This window comes from Ideonella sp. P3_A4 (genome assembly GCF_056403075.1).
This window is the reverse complement of sequence record NZ_JBFUGE010001073.1, coordinates 1-1,303: the sequence shown is the minus strand read 5'-3', so window position 1 is coordinate 1,303 and position 1,303 is coordinate 1. Positions and strand designations below refer to the sequence as shown.

At 62.8% G+C, this 1,303-nt stretch carries 1 protein-coding gene; it reads right to left on the bottom strand.

From position 1 onward, the window contains the following. Positions 1-122: 122 nt before the first annotated feature. Positions 123-1,303: AI-2E family transporter (locus tag AC1DYI_RS35935; protein WP_477208867.1), on the bottom strand; the 1,181-nt coding region annotated here is incomplete at its 5' end.

Below are 1,303 nucleotides of genomic sequence, written 5' to 3'. Positions count from 1 at the left end.
CTCCGCGACGTCGGACACCCAAGACCACGTGACTGGGTCGTCTATCGATCTGGGGGAGTCTTGACGTGGAATGGCGCCCTCGCCGGGCATGCGCAGGGCGGCCGATGCGAGGCCTCTTTGTTTCAGCTGCCCAGCAACTCGCCCAAGGGCTTGAAGCCATCGACCCGGTCGCAGGTCGCCTTGACGACCATGGTGATCGGCACGCCCAGAAGCATGCCCCACACACCCCACAACCATCCCCACACCAGCACCGCCACGAAGACGGCGAGCGGGCTGAGCCGGCTGGTTCGACTGGTCAACCAGGGCGACAGCACGTAGCCCGAGACCAAACGAATGGTGAAGCAGATGCCAACGACGACAAGCGCCATGTCCAAGGTCCCGAACTGCGTCAATGCCACCAGCATGGCTGCGACCGCCATCACCAGCGAGCCAATGTAGGGGATCAGATTCAGCACCGCCGCTGCCACGCCCCACACCACCGGGTTTTGAAGCCCGATGCACAGGAATGCGAACCACGTGGTCACGCCAACCAGCACGCTGATGAGCACCTGCATCAGCAAGTAGCGTTGGATTTGCTCGCTGATTTCGTCGAGCGCCTGGACAGTGATCTTCTTGTGACTCAAGGTGGGGCCAGCCATGCGGACCATCTTGCGCCGAAAGGTGCTACCGGAGGCAAGAAGAAAGTACGTCAACATGAAGACGACAGCCGTCTGGCCGGCCATCGCAATCAAGCCCATTGTTCCGCTCAAGAGGTAGTCCTGGATGTTGAACTTCGAATGGACCACCTGGACCTGCGTGACGCCTTTGGGCGAGGGCAAATGGGCAGCCGAATTTTCATCCGCGGCCTTCTCGAGTTCAGTGGCTGCCTTTTGCACCTTGTCCAGTGCGCCCGGCCCCGTGCTGACACGACCTCGCAGTGAGCTGCGCAATTTCTGCGCTGCCGTCGGAAGCGACTCGACCAATTGCGTGGCGTCGTCTGCAAGAACATACGTGGCCCATCCCAGGCCGCCTACGACCCCGATGACGATGACCGCAGCGCCCAGGGCTCGCGGAATTCGCACTCGCTCGAGGCGGTCCACCGCCGGCGACAGCGCATAGCTGAACATCAGGCTCAGCAGCAGCGGAACGGCGACCGCCGCCGCCCAATGCAAGGCATAGATGCAAAGCAGGATGGCGATCAGCGCGGTCGAGGCGCTGCGGACGTCCACCGGCATGTGCAGCAACATTCGCTGCGGCTCTTCCCGCCCGTCCGGCGGCGCGGTGGGCCCTTCCATCCCACTGGGAGTGTCGGACTGCATATGGA